We start from the raw sequence: 16,127 nt of genomic DNA, 5'->3' as shown, positions 1-16,127 counted from the left end.
GATCGCCTGCGCGCTGCTGGAAAACCCCATAAAGTGGTCATAACCGCCGTCGCCAGAAAGCTCGTCACAATCGCGAATGCGCTTTGCAGATCACGCCAAAAGTGGACCCGTCTGACCACCTGAGAAATACAGTTGCTAGGTACTTCTCTCAAGAAGGGCGGAAACCGGACATTTGGTGCACCCTGAGCCGAGGTCCGCTATGCGGACAAAGTCGCCGTTAGACGGATGGCTTTGCATTTCTGCTACCGCCCGAAACCGTGCTTCCGTGGATAGACGTCGATGCCGTGCTCGAACCCGTCAATCCACCACCAGTCGAGGGCCGCACTGGTGTTTTGCGCATCCCTTATTCGACGATCACCGATCCATCGCTTGGCTGACTCCGGGTCATAAGGTCACAAACCCAAGTCAGATAGCCCTGGATGGTCGTCCGGCCTGCGCCCTTGGGGCCAGAGAAACTTGCGGTCAGCCTCGGCGATGGGCAAGTCGTTGATACTTGCAAAGCGGTTTGCCATCAGCCCGCTTTCGGCGAATTCCCAATTTTCATTGCCATAGGACCGGAACCAATTGCCGCTGTCGTCGTGCCATTCATAGGCGTAGCGAACAGCGATGCGGTTCTCGGTGAAAGCCCAAAGCTCCTTGATAAGCCGATAGTCGAGTTCGCGGATCCATTTTGCCTTCAGAAACGCCTCAGCTTCGTCACGGTTGTTCACGAAAGTCGCGCGATTGCGCCACTTGGTGTCGATCGTGTAGGCTGTGGCGACCTTGGCTGCGTCCCGAGTGTTCCAGCCATCTTCGGCAAGGCGCACCTTTTGAATTGCTGTGTCGCGGGTGAACGGCGGGAGTGGGGGGCGGGTTTCCATGGGAAAACTTCCTTTCTGGGCAAGGTGTCAAAGGTGATGTTCAAGCTGCGGACGCGACGCAACAGCGTCGGGGAAACGAGGAGTTCTTGAAAATCCGGCACATGGGTCGCATCGGCCTGTCAAACGATCAAGGAACGCGCATCATCGATGACCAAGATCAGAGCATTTGACCTTGATGCCCCCGATGGTGGCCATCTGTAAGCTTTAAAATCAAACACGCACTTTCGAACTATCTGAGCGTCTTGTCATACAGCAGACTTAACTCGTTTGGTTGCTGGTTTGTTTTGGCTCGCAATCGTCATGGCGACATGGGCGGCATCCTCTGCCACGCTGAGAAAACGGCCCGAACCCCAAGTATGGAGCCAGCCGAGCCCCAGAAAGAACATGCCATCCTCATCACAGACTCCGCGCGTATGCACAGGACGACCCCGCGCGTCCAGACAATCTACCTGAAGCCAGTCATAGTTCGGGCGAAAGCCGATGCACCACAGAACGGAGGTGATCCCTTCAACGGCAGCATCAATTTCTGTGATCTCGGCATCGGGACGCCAGACTTTTTCGAAGGGTGGCTCGAGCGGTGCATCTATCCCTTCACGCGCAATGTAGTGGTCAATTGTTTCGCGGATACCAAGATAGCTTTTGTCAGCATCATCGAGGTTCTGTTCCAGGTCTGGCAAAAACCGAATAGTGGTCCCATCCATATCCGAGACCGAGCCGTACATTTGCAGCCCCTGCATCGCAAAGCGGCGAAGGTCGATCTCGTGGCCGCCATCCCGGCCTGACATATAGTGGTTGGTTTTTGCCTCGGTAGATTTTGGATCAGGTTGCTGCGCGATAGTGATATCGTAGTAACCCATTTGATGCAGCCAGTCCGTTGCATCCTTCCCACGATACCAGCGCGGGCTGCGCGGTGCGGGGCCGACAGCCAGCCGCACATCACGTCTAGCGATCCTCAGGTCCTCCATCAGTTGCACACCGGATTGGCCTGTGCCAACGACAAGGCACGTGCCGTCTGGGATGTCCGACGGGCGACGATAAGATTTGGAGTGTATCTGCATAATACCCGGTGCCAACTTGCTGGCAAAGGGCGGAGTGATGGGGCGGTCATAGCCTCCCGACGCGACAATTACGTTGTCAGCGGACCAAAGCCCCTGATCGGTGTCGACCTCGAAGATGCCATCCACTTTTTCGACACGGGTCACCGTCACACCCTCGTGCAGCGGGGCATCGAAACTGTCACAAAAGCCCTCGACATAGGAGACAATCTCGTTTTTGACCATAAAGCCCGTCGGATCATCGCCGCGGTAGGGAAAATCCGGCAATCTGCACTGCCAGTTCGGCGTCACCAGACAAAAACTGTCCCAGCGATCTTCTTTCCAAGCATGGAACCGCTGATGTCGCTCAAGCACGACGTGATCGACCCCGGCCTGGCACAGGTAATACGACGCGGACATGCCTGCCTGACCGGCTCCTACGATCACCGTTGTGACATGGGCCCGCGATTTGGGGATCAGCGTATTGAAAGACATATGACAGTCTCCTCAGGTTTGTAGCGGGCGATGGCGCTGGCGAGCTTGGCCGCTTGCGCGTCGGCAGAGCTGCAGCGGAACCCATGTTTTGCCTCGATACGTCGGGCGGCCAGATCAAGGGCGATGCGGCTGCGCGTGTCAAAGTCATCCACGCGATACGTCTGCCCTGCCGTCAGGTGGTCGTGGATCACGGTAGACGGCGAATAGCAGTCTTCTTCCAGCCCGTCGGGCCAAAGGATCCGAAATCGTGTCTCAGGCATGGGACGCCTCCTTTATGGGGGAAAGACCGAGATAGGGGGCGGCGGCATGGTCCCAGATCGCATGGTGCGTGGTGCCGTCCGTGAGGCGCAGGCTGCTCCCGGCATCAACAGTGCCGATGACGGCCGCTTCGATTTCATACGCGTGAAAACGTGAAAGGACTTTGGCTGCGTTTGCAGGTGTCGCGGTCAGCAAAAAGCCAAAGCTCGGAAAGGCCGTCATCCAGCGGGCCAGATCGCCATCCGGCGACGAGATACGGTCGGGGTCGATCGTAATACCAACGCCGGAACATTCGGCCAGCATCAGCGCAGTCCCGGCGATGCCGCCCTGACTGATATCCTTGCCCGCCGTTACAAGGCCGTCTTCGGCCAGCCCGGGCAGGATTTCCATGTCTGCGCGCAGGCGCGCGTGAGGGGCTTTCAGGAAAGCGGGAAAGTTGCTGTTATCGCCTGCATAGGCCCCGCGCATGTCAGCACACGCGATCAGCAGATCGCCAGGTTGTGCGTCGAAGCTGGTAATCAACGCCTTGGCGCGACCCCAGATAGCCGCTGCGAGTTGCGGTTGGGCCGTGCGCAGGTTCGTGTGCCCCCCAACGATCGGGATACCGTAGGCCTCTGACGCTTCTTTCATGCCACGCAGGATCTCTGCAGCGGAAGCCGCGTCCGGTGCCCAAAGCGCATTGGTCACGGCGGTGGGTCTGCCACCCATGGCGAGGATATCGCTGATGTTGACCATCACCGCGCACCAGCCTGCGAACCACGGTGCTGAGGCCACAAAATCGTTCATGAACCCCTCGGTCGCCATAAGCTGCCAGCCGTCCCCATCGGGGATCGCGGCAGCATCGTCGCCCGGGCGCCCGGGACTGTTCTGCGACAGCCCAAGGGCCGCGCGGGCAATGTCGATATCGCGCTTTCCAGTCACATGCGGGTGCGCGGCCAGATGCGCGGCAAGGGCGGCGACGTCGGTCATGCGGCGCGCCGTCTCAGAGACATCCAGCCACGGGCGGGGTCGGTCACGGAGGGATAGGCGGCAAGGTTAGCCTGCATCTTCATGTGGGGATGGCCGCGGAGATCCGTTTCGCCCACGGACTGCCACTCCAAACTTTCAAACATCGCCACGTTTTGCATTTGCACGTGGGCCAGAAACGTGTGGCATCCACGCGCATGTGCGGTGCCGACCGCAAGACGGATCAATTCGACGCCAAGACGCCCCACGCGGCGATAGGCAGGGGCCACAGCCAAACGTCCGCCCCACCAAACGCCCGGCGTGTCTTCATGAATGCGCACTGTGCCAACGACCTCATCCGCCTCTGACGCCATCGTGGATATAGCCACCAAGGGCAGGGCGTGGCGGTCTGTGACGTCGCGATCGTGCCCCTCGAAAATGCCCTGTTCGGTCACGAATGTCCGGTGCCGCAGGGAGGCCGCCCCACCGATTTCCCAGCTTTCCGTGGCAAGCCGGATCAAAAATTCCGGGGTCACAAAGGCGGCGGGGCGTTCGATGATCATGACACGGTTTCCATCGTGGGGCGCTTGAACTTTTCAAATGCTGAGAGGGCCGAACAAGCCCCACAGCGGCCACAGCCCGCCTTGATATCTTCTGCCCGCATTCCCTCGTTAATGATCATCTGCGATAAGGGACCGAGCACATTGTGCATGAAAGCAGACGTCGGCGCAGGATGGCTTTCCAACGGGGTGCCAGTGACAGGCACGAAAGGCACCACAAAAGGATAGACGCCAATCGCGGTCAGGCGCTCGCACATCGCCAGGATCGCCTCTTCGGTGTCGCCCAAACCCGCAAGGATATAGGTTGAAACCTGACCCCAGCCAAAAACTTCGACCGCAGCGGCGAAACTGTCGAAGTATTTTTCCAACGAGACTTGCGCCTTGCCGGGCATGATTTGCTGGCGCAACTCGGGGGTCACGACCTCAAGATGCATGCCAAGGCTATCAATACCTGCGTCTTTCATCCGGCGGTGCCAGGCGTCATCCTCGGGGGGTTCGCACTGGGCCTGCAACGGCAGATCAACGGCGGCGCGGATCGCTTCGGCACTTTCGGCCAAGACCTTGGCACCCCGATCTTTGCCTGCCGGCGTACCGGTTGTCATAACCATATGTTTGACCCCATCGAGCATGACCGCTGCGCGGGCGACCTCGGCGAGCTGAGCAGGCGATTTGTGGGCAATTGTGCGACCCGCGGCGAGGCTTTGACCGATGGCGCAGAACTTGCAGGTCTTCTTGCGGCTTTCGTACCGGACACATGTCTGCAGGACGGTCGTGGCCAGCACATCTTTGGCGTGGAGCTGCGCAATGTGGCTGTAGGGGACGCCGTCAGCGGTGGACAGGTCAAGGAACTTGGCCCGCTGTGGGAATTGAACATCTGCAAAGAACGCCCCGTTCTTCAGAATGCGCGCATTGCCCGCGGTATCGGGGGCTTCGACCATGTAGGGCGAGTCATAAGCAGTAGCCGTATGGACAGGGATCATAACGGTCATGCCGCCGATCGTGACAGCTTTGTGGTCGGTTGGCCCAGCCCCGCCACGCCTGCTGTCGGCCCCGGCGTGGGGATCGACAAGGCGCATGCCGCGGGTTTGCAGGTCGTTGATCAGGTCGCCAGTTGTGACTTGCATATCAGTCCTCCAATGGGATCGGCTGAAATTGAGGGCCAGTTGCGGTTGTGTGCCGTGTGGGTGTCAGATCGGTATTGTGATGCAGGGAAAGAAGCTCGGGGCGGGCATAGTGACCGACGGAATCCATCATCCGTTTGCGCTTGGTCACAAGCGCCATGTCGAGGTCGCCGTAAAGAATTCCTTCACCGCTGGTCAAAGGTGGCACGACGTGCCGCCCCTCCGGCGTGACAATGCATGTCATACACCCGTCACGCAGGGCCTTTTGCAAGGCAGTGTCCGTCGTAATGCTCTCGATCTGTTCATCGGTCAGCCAGCCTGTTGCATTCACGACAAAACAGCCGGACTCGAGGGCGTGGTGACGCATTGTGACTTCGATCTGCTCCCCAAAAATGGGCCCGACGAGCGACCCCGGAAACTGTGCGACGTGGATTTCCTCGTGCTGTGCCATCAGTGCATAGCGGGCGAGCGGATTGTAATGCTCCCAGCAAGCCAAAGCGCCAACACGCCCGACGCGGGTGTCAACAACCTGCAAACCCGCACCGTCGCCTTGGCCCCAGACCATCCGTTCGTGGTATGTCGGGGTGATTTTGCGCCGTTTGAGCAATAGCGTACCTTCGGCGTCGAAAATCAACTGGGCATTATATAATGAGCCACGGTCGCGCTCATTTACGCCAAGCACAACAACCACGCCGTGTTGGGCACAGCGTTCAGCTACGCGGCGCGTATCGTCAGACGGAACTGTCACCGCCTGTTCATACAACTGAAGATGCGGCTTGCCTTGCTGGCAAGGCGGGAGAACAAACGAGAAATAGGGGTAAAAAGGCACGAAGGTTTCGGGGAAGACGATCAAGTCCGCGCCGTTACCGGCTGCCTCGTCTATAGCGTAAAGCACGCGGGCCAGCGTCTTTTCGCGGCTGGTAAGATCCGGTGCAATCTGGACGGCTGCCGCCTTGACGATCCGTGACATTGGGTCTCTCCGAACATGTAAGCCGGGACGTCAGACGCCCCGGCACTGGGACGATTAAAGCGTCCAAGTATCGACGATGACTGCATTGTCGCGCACGTGCAGGAGCTTGAGGTCCAAGACATCCTGAGGCGCAATCGGGATGATACCGGGCAGCAGCGACGCTTCACCGTGACCGTACAGCGCCTGCAAGGCAAAGCGGCAAGCATAGATTTTGCTGCCCTCGGCCATGAACTTTTTGAGGTTATCCGCAAAGTTCTGGTGGCCGGGAAACGCCGCATCGCCCAGAGTTGGAAAGCCGCGCTGAAGACCAAGCGTGACGCCCGGCCCGTACAGCAGAATCGATGTCTCGAACCCTTTTCGGGCGAGACGGATGGCGTTCAGCATATTGACCAGACCGATCGAACCTTCGAAGGCTACCGTGTGAAAGGTCACCAGAGCCTTTTGGCCCGGCTCTGCCTTCACATCTTCGAATACCTTGTCTTCATAATCGACGAAGAAATCGCCGTCCTTGTGTTTTTCTTGCGTGACTGCGGGCATATCAGGCTCCCCTTGGATTGGTCGGCCGATGCTGGCCGCTGTGTACAACGACCCTGTCGCGCAAGCTGTAATCCAATCAATTGATGAATCAATTATGCAGACAATATTTTCATTAATTTCGCTCTGCCTGCGATATTCTTGGGAAATGCGCCTATTACTGATGCTGTTTGCAAAGGGATTGCTACTGCCTTCCAACCAAATCCATACAAATCGCTTCAATTCACGATGGCAGCGGGATAGCTATTCATCATGAAAGACTGGACACCGATTCTAAGAGGCGACGGGCCTGCACGTTATTTACAGCTTGCTGACGCGATCGCAGCGGGGATCGCAAACGGCACCCTGCGAGACGGCGTGCGCTTGCCGCCCCAACGCAAACTTGCTGACCGGCTGGGTATCGACTATACCACCGTCTCTCGTGGCTACGTCGAGGCACGGAAACGCGGATTGGTAAACAGCCATGTTGGGCGCGGCACCTTCGTGATTGGCACCAAACCGACGGATCCACAACGCGAGCAACGCCGACACGCCGACGTCGATCTGACCATGAACTTGCCCCCGGAACCAGATGACCCAACCTTGCTTGCACGGATGGAGGCGGGCGTGCAGACCGTCACAGCCAACCTGCTCGATTTGCTGCGCTACCAATCGTCTACCGGCAGTCAAATCGACAAAGAGGCCGCATCGACGTGGTTGTCGCTGCGCGGTCTGGTTCCGTCTCTCGACCGGCTCGCGGTGACACCCGGCGCACATCCGACGATCCTTGCGATTCTGATGAGCCTGACCAAGCCGGGGGATGTCATCCTGTCCGAGGATGTGACTTATCCCGGGATACGCAGCATCTGCGCCCGGCTGAACCTGCGCCTTGTGGGGCTTCCCGGCGATGCAGTAGGCATCGACCCCGCAGCACTCGAAACAGCCATCGGGGACCATCAACCCAAGGCGCTGTATCTCAACCCGACGCTGAACAACCCAACGACCCGGACAATCACTCTGTCACGTCGACAGTCAATTGCAGACGTGATCATTTCCCATGGCTTACCCCTGATCGAGGATGACGCCTACGGCTTCATCCCACCCCACCCCCCGGCACCTCTGGCCAGCTTTGCGCCCGATCTGGTCTGGCACATTGGCGGGCTTGCAAAGTGTATCGGCGCAGGGTTGCGCCTTGCTTACACCGTCGCCCCAAACAGCCATGCTGCCCGCGAACTGGCGCATCAGATCAAGATCATCTCGGTCATGCCGTCGCCCCTGATGATGGCACTCGCAACACGCTGGATCGTCGACGGCACTGCAGACGGCATTCGCCGATTTGTCCGCGAGGAAACACAGGCGCGTCAGGCCATTGCCTCCCAAGCCTTGGACGGGTTTCACTTTGAAGCAGCACCATATGCCTTCAATGTCTGGCTACACCTTCCCGAAGGCGTCACGCGGGCTGACATTATCGGGCGCATGGCAGGCACGGGCGTGGGGATCATGCCGTCAGACGCCTTCACCGTTTCCGGCAGCCCAACCGAAGCAATCCGTGTCTGCCTGGGCGGGCAAATTCAGCGAAACCAGTTGCGCGACGCCTTGGGTCTTCTCGCATATTTGATGTCGAGTACGGACTAAGGCTTTCGCCTCGGGTAAAAGCTACCTGCTGATGAGAAACGGCGCAGGAACGAAATGCGATACCCGGTCGTGCGCCTTGCTTGCTGATACAAAATTCCGCCGCGTGGCCACCGGCGTCTGTTTTCTGCCCTCAACTGTCCTCTATGCACTCTGCAGCATCGGATACTGTGGGCTCAGAGCAGCCGTTTGCTGCGCCGAGCCCGAAGGTCTGGTATGGGGGCCGGTAGCGGACCCTGCCCACGTTGTGCTCCAAGGACCGCTATGCGGGACAAAGCTGCCGTGTCCTCTTGTCACTCAATGGCGGCTTTGGCCCAGTGAGTGATCTGACAGGAATGGAACTCAGAGACCTGTCGACGGTTCGAAGTCGACCAGTTCAAAGGTCATTTTGCCGTTTTTGTCGAACTTTCGAAGGATCTCACCATCGCGAACCACGGTCAGACACCGAAAGCGGCCTTTGTCCGCGGCCATGGATACGCAGATATTATCCGCGTCGGTAATTGCAAAGCTGCCTGTCCCCTCCCATCCGCCATTGGTCAGCTCGCCGGTCACGACATTGCTGGGGTCATAAAAGAAGCGAAAGGTCTTGTCGCCAGATATCGCGGTTACCGTGTTGCCGATCAGAAGCTCTGAAATCTGATCTGCTGTGAGCCGCTCGCCGCCGTTATTCAGGGCTGTCTCAAGCTCGGTGCCAGCAAACGTGGCGCTGCCTATCAGGGCTATTGCGGCGGCAAAGGATGAAGTTCTCAAGCGTGTCATTTCTGATCTCCTTGGTGAAGCCTGGTTCATTGGTTCGGGGCGCTTGCCCTCGTACCGCATCTAGACAACGCGTAAGGCCGACGCTTGACCGCGATCTGACGTTTCCTGATATCCAGATGACATTTGTCGAAGAGTGTTGAGCGAACGACCTAGCCGGCTGTAAGCTAGCGGATGTTCAAATTTCGAGAATTCCAGCTTGATCCGGACAAGGGGCTCACACGTGAAGGCGATCCAGTCGCCCTGGAGCCCCAAGCCTTGCTGCTACTTCATTTCCTTGTCGTCAACCGGCACAAGATTGTCGACAAACAGCACATTGTAGATGAGATCTGGGGCGGAAATGCGATCACGGATGCGGCCCTGAATACGCGAATTCGTTCCGTGCGGAAGGCTCTGGGCGACACTGCGGCATCGCCCAAGTTTATCAAAACCTTTCCCAAGCGCGGGTTTCGCTTTGTTGCTACGGTTCTGGAAGTCGGGGAGGAGGAAGAGCCAAGCGCCAAGCCATCACGTTGGTGGATTTCGGTTGCGGGCGCTGTCGCGGCGATGGCGCTGATTGCAATTCTCTTGCTCTGGTCAACCGACCGCTCAACGGTGCTGGAAACAGAAAAACCCTCGCTGGCCGTCGTACAATTTGAAAATCTTAGCGGCGAGAATGCATTTCAGTATTTCGTCGCCGGATTGACGGATGACCTCACCGCGCATCTGTCCCGTCATCGAGAGCTGTTTGTGGTCTCCAGTGCAACCGTATTCTCCTACGCAGACGCGCAAGCGACACCGATGGAGATCGCCCGCGACCTCGGCGTTGGATATGTTGTCCGGGGAAGCGTGCGCCGGTCAAATGACAATGTGCGTGTCAGCGGCGAGCTTATCAATGTGGACTCTGGCGCAACTATTTGGGCGGAAGTCTTCGACCGAAGATTGACCGATGCCTTCACTGTCCAGGATGAGATCAGCCAGGCGATTGCAGGTCAGTTGCTCCCTGAAATCTACCAATCCGATACGGCGCGACTGCGGGAAAAGCCGACCGAAGACTTCGGTGCTTGGGATCTTTATCTTCAAGGCCGCGCGCGTCAGGCGGTCTTTTCGAAGATCGCTCAGTTGGACGCGTTGGCCTTTGCGCAGGATGCGATTGAACGTGATCCCGATTTTGCCGCGGCTCATAGTCTGAAGGCCCGAGCGCTTGGAACGATATTCTTTTTCCAGTGGAGCGACAGCCCGCAAGATACACTGGTGTCGGCGACCGAAGCGGCCACACGTGCTATAGAACTGGACGACCAAGATGCCCAGGCGCACGCTGCGCTCGGCTACATTTACCGATTTACCGGCGACGCCGACCGGGCCGTCGCCAACCTCGAGCGTGCGGTAGGGTTGAACCCAAACGATGCCCGTATCCGGCTAGAACTTGCGCATACTTATGACTGGTTCCGCATGCAGGATCGTGCGTTGCCGCAGATAGAAATGGCAATCAAGCTGAGTCCGCGGGATCCGATGCTGCAGAATATGTTCTTCTATAAGGGGCACATTTTATTCCATCTCGGACGGCACGAAGAGGCGCTGGACGCGGCACGACATCTGGGCGCAGTAGCGACAAGCGATACTTGGCGGGTGTTCCATCACCTGTTGCGCGCGGCCAACATGATCGAACTCAATCGGAGCGACGAGGCGCGGCAAGCTATCGACGCAGCACTTCTCATTAATCCGAAGCTGTCGATTTCGGCGATGAAACGGCAGTTTGCCGGATCGAAAAACCACCCAGAAAATCGGAAGGTTTGGTTGTCTAGCTTGAAGAGCGCCGGACTACCCGAATAGGGTAGGACGCTTCCGAACATTCCCGAAAGCTGCCGTTCCCGGATGGCGCTGCATCGGTGAGAAAGTGCTCGAAGCCGACTTGCGGGAGTGCAACAGAAATCGCAGCCGGTCATCTCTGGCGCGCGTCGCTCCCGACCCTATGCGGTCCTTCATGCAACATGCGGCAAGCGGCGGCTCTGAGCCTATTCGAGACCTTGGAACGAAGCACTTCATTCGACGCGAAAGGCGGAGCCTCGACGTTCGCTGCGCGGCGTACGAACGTCAGCTATGCGGGACTTTGCCGCGGTTGGCGTCGGTTGGTCAAACTGGCGCTTCCGGCCTTTTGCAGCCGTTGACCGGCGTTGTTACCGCCGCGGCGCAGCTTCACCGTAACAGCATTCGTGCACCGCAGATCATTCTTGAACGGCGAGCTTGGGCAGCTCAGACAATGCTGCCTTATGCGATTCAGACCGACATGCCGCGCGGGACAGGGGCCGCATCCTTGGACTTGGTTGCAGCGTTCAAGCCAATACCTAATTCGCATATCCCAATCGGTCCGGCCAAATGTTGCATTCATCCTGGAAGGCGAAAAGCCGCCTCCCTTGTCGGAGGCGGCCCTTGGCATGTGTTCAGGGATTCGGGCGTCGGGTTGAAGGTTGCGAACCCCGCCGTGGCCGGAGCAGGCGATCAAACACGCCTTGACCGACCTTGGCAGGGTGTCGCGTTCAAACCGGCTACACGCAGTCCGTCGGATCGGTGCCGAGCAGGCTCAGCTCGATCGCCCCGTCACTGACCCCGTCCGCCGCGTCATAAAGCGCCAGAAGATCGGCGCCGCCGAACACCACATAGGTCTCGCCTGCACCTTCGACGTCACCTGGATCCGCTTGGTAGGCACCGATAAGAATGTCGTCTATGCCGTCGCCATTCACATCCCCGGCAGAGGCAACGGAACGGCCGCTTAGGTCACCCGCATCGATCCCGTTCAGCACGAAGCCAAAGGTACCGGGAAGCGGCGGGACTTCGTTCACATTCGCCACCGTCACCTGGATCGCCTGCGTGTCCATCAGCACCGCGCCGTCGTTCACCTGCACGACCACGTCATAGATGTTGTCGCCGCCAATAGGAGGTGCCTCGTAATCGGGCGGCGCTCTGAATATCAGCACGCCCGTTTCTTAATCGATGTGGAACAGCGTCATATCGGCCCCGCCTACGATGGAATGGGTCAGCGCCTCGGCTCCGCCGTTAAGCGAATATCGGTCCTCCGCCGCGATCGTGGCGACGAAGGTCGTGTTCTCATCAATCGTGATGCTGCCGCTGTCGGCGCTGTCGAAGGACGTTATGACCGGGCCGAGTTCCGCGTTGATGCAGGCGATCAGTTCCTCCAACTGCGCTTCGGCTTCGGGGGTTAGCACATCGGCGCTCAGGATCGACGCCATTTCGTCAATAATCTCGACCGGCGGAACGTATCCAAGCTCAACCGCAGCGCAGTAATTGTTATACTGTTATTCCTTTTCCAGTTGAGTCATATTCGAGTTCATAATCGATTTCTCAAATGGGTTCGTTAATCTGTTGATGGCGACGGTCATCTTTATTCTCCAAAGTATCACTGGCGCAATCACTCCTTGGACCGATCGCTGGGCATCTGGCACGAGACCGAAAAAGTCCGAGCAAGGCCCAGGCTCATTGGATGATTGCTTAGTGTTACGTTACGAATGCACTGCCTAAAGCGCTCAAGAAAAAGTTGCGCGCTCAATCACCAGTACAAATTCGCATCGAGACGCTCCGACTATGGAGAATTACAAAACTTCAACCTAAAGGATTAACTACCGTGAAAGTTCCGTTCTTGGAAATTTCAAAGTTGGGATTTACCAAGACTTTCAACCAGAGCGTGCATGATCAGCGGTTAATAAGCGGCGTGGCAGTTTGTGGGAAATAATTCCGAAAATCAAATGCTTTGCCAATCTGCCTGCATTTATCGGGTGCGGAAGAGGAGATGGCCAAGGCCGCTGCGGCGAGCTGCAAGAACGAATGAAGCAAATGCCACCGATCTTCGGCTTGTTCCGCTGACCGACGGTTAAGGTGACAAGATGCTGCACGGTGAACGAACGGCAGCAATTCAAGAGCCGCATTGCGGCGCTAGAGATAGCGGTCAATGTCCGCTCTGGGCCGTTCGCGTCGGTCGACATGATGGGCGGGGAGCGGACCTTCGCTGCGTTTTGCACCGAGGCCTGCTCGGCGGACTTTGCCGCCCTTCGTCCGAGTAACCTCAACCGTCACATTCGACCCAGAGCCGAACTTCACGACGACCTCTCAATACTGCGGTGCGGCCCGTCATTTCGGTCATTCGTGCTGAGCGCAATACCTTATGGTGCAAGATGTCTGTCATCAGACAAGGCGAAGATTAGTTCTGCTGTCAGCAAAGTTGGCCAAAGAGAGAAGTACTTTATTGCTGGAGTGGCGCGCCAAGTGCTGCTGCAATCCGTGCGACGGCGGACATTTGCGGGGCCGTTCGACTCAAATAGTCCGGCCCCGAATAGCCCCACCAGTCCCAGCACCCTCTCGGATTTCCGGAAAACCAGTTGTACAAGGGTGCCGGTATCCTGAGAGCCTGTGGATAAAGCACGACGATCCTGTTTGCCTCGGCCCATTGGTTGTAGCCTGTCAGCCTTGCAAAATTCTCTCCGATAGCCTGTCGTCCTTGCTGGCAGCCATGCAGTGCTATGTGCAGGCGGCAGCGTTCCCCCGCGGCGCAGTCAGCCGGGACATAGACAAAGGCAAGATCGTCCATGCCGGGGGCACTTTCGGTATACCCAGCCTGGTCAAAAATCACGAACCCCTTGTCTCTTGCATCAACTGGGGGCGACAGGTCTCCGTAAAGCTGGTTCAGAATTTCGCCCGCCTGATCAAAATCACAATCAATGAGGAAATCTGGGCGGATTGCATTGCAGGCCACGGGTCCCTGCTCGGTGGCAAATCCGTGCCCGACTTCGACATCTGTCACATAGACCATGTTTGCTGCAGTCACGCCGAGCAACTCATAGGTCTGCCTCAAGGCGTCCATGGTCGATCGGGCAACGGTGTCGTCGGCGTTGCCATGAAACAGATACAGCCTGTCGGGCAAGATATCCTGCAGCGGGTCTATGCGGTTCTCTGCCGCCAGAGCTTTCATCGATTCAAAGGACCTTTCTGGGTCGGCATCGACAAAAAACGGATCCATGCACACAAAGAGCGCGCGCCATAGCGATTGATCCGCGCAGTCATATGGCCCACCCGCGACAATACCCGCGCCCGAGATGGCGCTCGAAAAGGCGACTTGCAGTTGCACAGCCATGAATGCCCCGCTGGATAATCCGGACACGGTTGTCGCTTCGGGTTCGAGATTAAGGCTGGGTAGCGGCTCGGCGACCGCGAAGTTTGAGACAAATGCAAAGGCCAATGCAAGCCGGAGCGAATTTACCATCGCCTAGTACTCCTGGAGGTGGGAAATGCTTCCCTTCCAACGGGTGACAGGCTTTCACACGGGATGATACCGGAAAATCTCACTCTACTTCGTTTCCCCATCTGAGGACGAAGGAACAGATCGAAGCATAGTCAAAACGGGCGCAGTGAGGTGCTCCCCCGAAATCGAAAACTGACGTAAGCTACGATCTGCGGTCATTCTGGTCTTCGACGAAGGAGCACGTATCAAGCTGACAATCGCGCGATTGGACCGATCGTGTATTTGGTCACGATCACTTGTCATATGTAGGCTTGACGGGCTTTCCTCCCACCAAGAATGCCGCAGGGCCGATATGATCGAATATTCGCCAGAGTATCCAAGACCCAATGTAAACAAAGATGAGCAGCACGAAGAATTCGATCCACCAGGGTGCCGAGAATTGCGCCGCTAAGGCGAGACCAATTAGGGTCAGCGGGAAATGAAGGACATAAAGCGGAAACACTGCCCGATTGAATGCGGGGAGGAGTCTTCCGGGTCTGTTTAGGAAACGGCTTGCCAGCCCCAGGGCCGCGACACACCAGAACCAAGCTGTGGCGGCCTCGACGATCGAAAACACCGTCGCATTCTGGGGCGAAAGACCTTGGGTAACCCACCCCCCCTCTGCCAAGGCCTGACCGGTATCAAGATCGTCGGTTAGCGCAAGCGTCAGGAGCGTTGCTTTGATGATGAAAAGGATGATCGCCGAGGCCAGAAGCCACCACGTCTGTCGCTTGGCCCAGTCGAGGACTTGAACGTGATCCGCGCCGATCAAGTAGCCTCCAAGAAAGAAAATTAAGTAGAGAACAAACTGATAATTGTCGCCCGTCAACGCTGCCTCGTAAGGCTTGAGCAGAACAACCGACGCAGCTGACGCGATGACGAGAGCCGCAAGGAGCAGAGGAGGTTTCGGCACCGCTCTTGCGATCTGATCTCTCAAAGCAAAAATTGGCCAGAGAAAAAGAGTATAGAGTGTCAGGTTAATTAAAAACCATAGGTGTTGAACCTGCCTCGGCTCTAGTTCAGTTAGCCAATCCCACCAGAAGGATATGAGCCCAGTAGTCGTTCCGGTCATCTTTGCAATAGCATAGCCTCCAAAAACATTGATGAAGGCTGTGGCAAAAATGAGAGGTGCCAGCAGGCTAAGAAAACGGGGCCCCATCACGTGAATGCCGATCCCTCTGGCTGTTAGAAACCAGGTTCCCAGACCAGCGATCATGAATAGCGATGGGAGCCGCCAACTATGGCTCCAATAGATGAACAACGTCAGTCCGTCACCGGCCAGCCGATCATTAACAAATTTGTAGATATCGACGCCCCAGTCCACGAAACCGACAGCGACATGGTGCGGAACGAGGAGAGCGAACAGAAAGACACGCAACCAATCGAGTTCGTGTCGCCTGGTCATGACTTCGGCCCCCTTCGGTGGTTCTTCCGTAGGGCGCAAGGCATGGCCCACATCGGAGATGTCTTGGTGAAGTCTCGGGTGTGCTTCTGATCCGGTCAACAACTCAAGTATCGCCGGTGACGCCGCCACGGCTTCAGAACACATGCCGGACTTTCGTGCAGGCTGCGGCGAATGGCGGCTCTCCGCCCTTAGGCTCAGGACTCATAACCAGAAAATCACGGTTGCGGCGAGGGCGATGGCCGAGAGGAACACGGCTGGAGACCTGTCGTAGCGCATCGCTACTCGCCTCCAGTCTTTGAGGCGACCGAA

The 16,127-nt window shown here is 57.5% G+C and carries 15 protein-coding genes and 1 pseudogene; 2 read left to right on the top strand and 14 right to left on the bottom strand.

Features of this window, described 5'->3' with window-relative positions; translation table 11 throughout:
• Window positions 1-392: 392 nt before the first annotated feature.
• The 8 genes from BLV27_RS18295 to BLV27_RS18260 form a co-directional block, all read right to left on the bottom strand.
• Complete coding sequence (locus BLV27_RS18295) at window positions 393-860, bottom strand: nuclear transport factor 2 family protein (RefSeq protein WP_092647927.1); 468 nt, start codon at window positions 858-860, stop codon at window positions 393-395.
• 245 nt (window positions 861-1,105) lie between these two features.
• Window positions 1,106-2,389 (bottom strand): MSMEG_0569 family flavin-dependent oxidoreductase, encoded by a 1,284-nt coding sequence (locus BLV27_RS18290; RefSeq protein ID WP_092647926.1) that lies wholly within the window; start codon window positions 2,387-2,389, stop codon window positions 1,106-1,108.
• On the bottom strand, window positions 2,371-2,649 hold the full coding sequence (locus tag BLV27_RS18285; RefSeq protein WP_092647925.1) for an MSMEG_0570 family nitrogen starvation response protein: 279 nt from the start codon (window positions 2,647-2,649) through the stop codon (window positions 2,371-2,373). Before BLV27_RS18285 ends, BLV27_RS18290 begins: the two co-directional genes overlap by 19 nt.
• Window positions 2,642-3,616, bottom strand: a complete 975-nt coding sequence (locus BLV27_RS18280) for a sll0787 family AIR synthase-like protein (protein ID WP_244504754.1) — start codon at window positions 3,614-3,616, stop codon at window positions 2,642-2,644. The genes BLV27_RS18285 and BLV27_RS18280 overlap by 8 nt, the downstream gene beginning before the upstream one ends.
• Window positions 3,613-4,155: an MSMEG_0567/Sll0786 family nitrogen starvation N-acetyltransferase gene (locus BLV27_RS18275; RefSeq protein ID WP_092647923.1), complete on the bottom strand. Its 543-nt coding sequence runs from the start codon at window positions 4,153-4,155 to the stop codon at window positions 3,613-3,615. Before BLV27_RS18275 ends, BLV27_RS18280 begins: the two co-directional genes overlap by 4 nt.
• The gene (locus BLV27_RS18270) at window positions 4,152-5,276 is read right to left on the bottom strand and encodes an MSMEG_0568 family radical SAM protein (protein WP_092647922.1); all 1,125 of its coding nucleotides are present in this window, start codon (window positions 5,274-5,276) and stop codon (window positions 4,152-4,154) included. The genes BLV27_RS18275 and BLV27_RS18270 overlap by 4 nt, the downstream gene beginning before the upstream one ends.
• Window position 5,277: 1 nt before the next feature.
• On the bottom strand, window positions 5,278-6,243 hold the full coding sequence (locus BLV27_RS18265; RefSeq protein WP_092647921.1) for a Nit6803 family nitrilase: 966 nt from the start codon (window positions 6,241-6,243) through the stop codon (window positions 5,278-5,280).
• Window positions 6,244-6,297: 54 nt separating this feature from the next.
• Window positions 6,298-6,780, bottom strand: coding sequence for an MSMEG_0572/Sll0783 family nitrogen starvation response protein (locus BLV27_RS18260; protein ID WP_092647920.1), 483 nt, complete (start codon window positions 6,778-6,780; stop codon window positions 6,298-6,300).
• A gap of 249 nt (window positions 6,781-7,029) precedes the next feature.
• Between BLV27_RS18260 and BLV27_RS18255 the strand changes: the two genes are divergently transcribed.
• Window positions 7,030-8,391 (top strand): aminotransferase-like domain-containing protein, encoded by a 1,362-nt coding sequence (locus BLV27_RS18255; protein ID WP_092647919.1) that lies wholly within the window; start codon window positions 7,030-7,032, stop codon window positions 8,389-8,391.
• A 339-nt stretch (window positions 8,392-8,730) separates the two neighbouring features.
• Here BLV27_RS18255 and BLV27_RS18250 read toward each other — a convergent pair whose 3' ends face one another.
• Window positions 8,731-9,147 carry a hypothetical protein gene (locus BLV27_RS18250; RefSeq protein WP_092647918.1) on the bottom strand — a complete coding sequence of 139 codons (417 nt, stop codon included), beginning with the start codon at window positions 9,145-9,147 and terminating at the stop codon, window positions 8,731-8,733.
• Window positions 9,148-9,318: 171 nt separating this feature from the next.
• Here BLV27_RS18250 and BLV27_RS18245 point away from each other — a divergent pair, with 171 nt between their 5' ends.
• Complete coding sequence (locus tag BLV27_RS18245; protein WP_092647917.1) at window positions 9,319-10,956, top strand: winged helix-turn-helix domain-containing tetratricopeptide repeat protein; 1,638 nt, start codon at window positions 9,319-9,321, stop codon at window positions 10,954-10,956.
• A gap of 713 nt (window positions 10,957-11,669) precedes the next feature.
• On the opposite strand, the gene BLV27_RS18240 is transcribed toward BLV27_RS18245, so the two are convergent.
• The 5 genes and pseudogenes from BLV27_RS18240 to BLV27_RS19200 all read right to left on the bottom strand — a co-directional run.
• On the bottom strand, window positions 11,670-12,098 hold the full coding sequence (locus BLV27_RS18240) for an integrin alpha (RefSeq protein WP_211605545.1): 429 nt from the start codon (window positions 12,096-12,098) through the stop codon (window positions 11,670-11,672).
• 9 nt (window positions 12,099-12,107) lie between these two features.
• On the bottom strand, window positions 12,108-12,371 hold the full coding sequence (locus BLV27_RS18235; protein WP_092647916.1) for a cadherin repeat domain-containing protein: 264 nt from the start codon (window positions 12,369-12,371) through the stop codon (window positions 12,108-12,110).
• Between the two features lie 1,007 nt (window positions 12,372-13,378).
• Window positions 13,379-14,395 (bottom strand): extracellular catalytic domain type 2 short-chain-length polyhydroxyalkanoate depolymerase, encoded by a 1,017-nt coding sequence (locus BLV27_RS18230; protein ID WP_092647915.1) that lies wholly within the window; start codon window positions 14,393-14,395, stop codon window positions 13,379-13,381.
• Window positions 14,396-14,666: 271 nt separating this feature from the next.
• Window positions 14,667-15,962, bottom strand: a complete 1,296-nt coding sequence (locus BLV27_RS18225) for an acyltransferase family protein (protein WP_092647914.1) — start codon at window positions 15,960-15,962, stop codon at window positions 14,667-14,669.
• A gap of 57 nt (window positions 15,963-16,019) precedes the next feature.
• Window positions 16,020-16,127 (bottom strand): annotated as a pseudogene (locus BLV27_RS19200) (IS5/IS1182 family transposase); the annotation flags it as partial.

The organism is Jannaschia faecimaris (genome assembly GCF_900107415.1).
Classification (GTDB): Bacteria; Pseudomonadota; Alphaproteobacteria; order Rhodobacterales; family Rhodobacteraceae; genus Jannaschia; species Jannaschia faecimaris.
Note: the sequence above shows the minus strand (reverse complement) of the source record. Positions and strands in the feature narration are given on the sequence as shown.

What these genes read in the sequence shown, in the direction of transcription:
- BLV27_RS18295 (WP_092647927.1), bottom strand. Translation starts at nt 860, where the DNA reads ATGGAAACCCGCCCCCCACTCCCGCCGTTCACCCGCGACACAGCAATT.
- BLV27_RS18290 (WP_092647926.1), bottom strand. Translation starts at nt 2,389, where the DNA reads ATGTCTTTCAATACGCTGATCCCCAAATCGCGGGCCCATGTCACAACG.
- BLV27_RS18285 (WP_092647925.1), bottom strand. Translation starts at nt 2,649, where the DNA reads ATGCCTGAGACACGATTTCGGATCCTTTGGCCCGACGGGCTGGAAGAA.
- BLV27_RS18280 (WP_244504754.1), bottom strand. Translation starts at nt 3,616, where the DNA reads ATGACCGACGTCGCCGCCCTTGCCGCGCATCTGGCCGCGCACCCGCAT.
- BLV27_RS18275 (WP_092647923.1), bottom strand. Translation starts at nt 4,155, where the DNA reads ATGATCATCGAACGCCCCGCCGCCTTTGTGACCCCGGAATTTTTGATC.
- BLV27_RS18270 (WP_092647922.1), bottom strand. Translation starts at nt 5,276, where the DNA reads ATGCAAGTCACAACTGGCGACCTGATCAACGACCTGCAAACCCGCGGC.
- BLV27_RS18265 (WP_092647921.1), bottom strand. Translation starts at nt 6,243, where the DNA reads ATGTCACGGATCGTCAAGGCGGCAGCCGTCCAGATTGCACCGGATCTT.
- BLV27_RS18260 (WP_092647920.1), bottom strand. Translation starts at nt 6,780, where the DNA reads ATGCCCGCAGTCACGCAAGAAAAACACAAGGACGGCGATTTCTTCGTC.
- BLV27_RS18255 (WP_092647919.1), top strand. Translation starts at nt 7,030, where the DNA reads ATGAAAGACTGGACACCGATTCTAAGAGGCGACGGGCCTGCACGTTAT.
- BLV27_RS18250 (WP_092647918.1), bottom strand. Translation starts at nt 9,147, where the DNA reads ATGACACGCTTGAGAACTTCATCCTTTGCCGCCGCAATAGCCCTGATA.
- BLV27_RS18245 (WP_092647917.1), top strand. Translation starts at nt 9,319, where the DNA reads ATGTTCAAATTTCGAGAATTCCAGCTTGATCCGGACAAGGGGCTCACA.
- BLV27_RS18235 (WP_092647916.1), bottom strand. Translation starts at nt 12,371, where the DNA reads ATGGCGTCGATCCTGAGCGCCGATGTGCTAACCCCCGAAGCCGAAGCG.
- BLV27_RS18230 (WP_092647915.1), bottom strand. Translation starts at nt 14,395, where the DNA reads ATGGTAAATTCGCTCCGGCTTGCATTGGCCTTTGCATTTGTCTCAAAC.
- BLV27_RS18225 (WP_092647914.1), bottom strand. Translation starts at nt 15,962, where the DNA reads ATGTGTTCTGAAGCCGTGGCGGCGTCACCGGCGATACTTGAGTTGTTG.